Source organism: Corynebacterium variabile, assembly GCF_006539825.1.
Taxonomy (GTDB): Bacteria; Actinomycetota; Actinomycetes; order Mycobacteriales; family Mycobacteriaceae; genus Corynebacterium; species Corynebacterium variabile.
On record NZ_BJNT01000058.1, the window covers coordinates 1 to 1,139 of the forward strand.

Annotated in this window: 1 protein-coding gene and 1 pseudogene; both read right to left on the reverse strand. The window is 51.6% G+C overall.

The features are described from left to right. Nucleotides 1-464: SMI1/KNR4 family protein (locus tag CVA01_RS15390; protein WP_141331829.1), on the reverse strand; the 464-nt coding region annotated here is incomplete at its 3' end. Between the two features lie 59 nt (nt 465-523). Next, nucleotides 524-883 (reverse strand): annotated as a pseudogene (locus CVA01_RS15625) (HNH endonuclease); the annotation flags it as partial. Nucleotides 884-1,139: the final 256 nt, after the last annotated feature.

Below are 1,139 nucleotides of genomic sequence, written 5' to 3' on the forward strand. Positions count from 1 at the left end.
TCGTCGGTGGTGAGCATTCCCATGAATTCCTCAAACGAGTCAGCCACCTTCACTATCTCATTATCGGAATCCAAAAAGACGTAAACTATCGACATCAAAGGGAACTCTTGGAGTCCGTAATTTATTCCAAATGATTCATTCGGACCGCTGGTTGAGAATCCAAATATCAGCAGTTCGCCGGGAGCACCCCATCCATCAATTCCCATGTCTTCGGGCGATTTCTCAATGCTCCAAACCTCGTGATTTCCGAGAATTTTATCAATGGCGACCCAGTAGCCCTTCTTATACGACTCAAGAGGGGCCCATAGATTTAGACTATAGTCAAAGTCGCCGCCGCCGGTCTGTCGGAGTAGTTCACGATATCCTTCGGGAAGCTGAAGGCCGAGCGATTCTTCGATCTCGGTAAGGCGCTGTTCACTGCACGGAGTGAAAGTCTCTCGAAAATATCCTGTTGTGTAGTCCATGATACATCCTTTGTGTCTGTTTTGGGCTTAAGCGGTCTGGCGTCGGGGCTCCACATGGCTCGCCCGCCAGTATGCGGAACGGATCCATTTAGTTCCCTGGGGACCAGTTCCAAGACTCCCTCAATCTCACTATGGTGCCAAGTCCATTCGCCACTTTCTTTAAAGCTTTTTGGCAGGCCTAGTTGCTCTTCCGCTATTCTGTATGCCAGAGTTTGGTCTTTTCCTGCATGACTCTGGTACTCGAATCCTTCCAAACGGATGGGATTTCCATTATCCGGGTGCTTCGCGATCCAGGGAGTGAAATCCGGATACCCCGTATCCTTGTACCTAAAGGTCGAGTAATCACCCTTGAGTCCAGATAGCTTAGCCTTCAGTTTGTCCGGTAGTTTGGAAGGTGGTTTTCCAGCATATTCAGCCATCTTTGGTGCTCGTCCTTGTGGGGTATACACCACGGTGTCTGGAATATTGCATTTGTCGGCAACCTGGATGAAACCAGCCCACGAGTTCCGCCAACCAGGATACTCGAACTGGGTGTCGATAGCGCCTGAGTCCCCGACGGTGGCGAAGCGGTAGGTCTCTTCTCCTGCGAACCCGGCTCGACGCAGGCATCCTGGAGGGGTCGTCACCCGGTCAAGGGCCGGGGAAATCCGCGCTTTCCTCGCCTTGAACGCATCA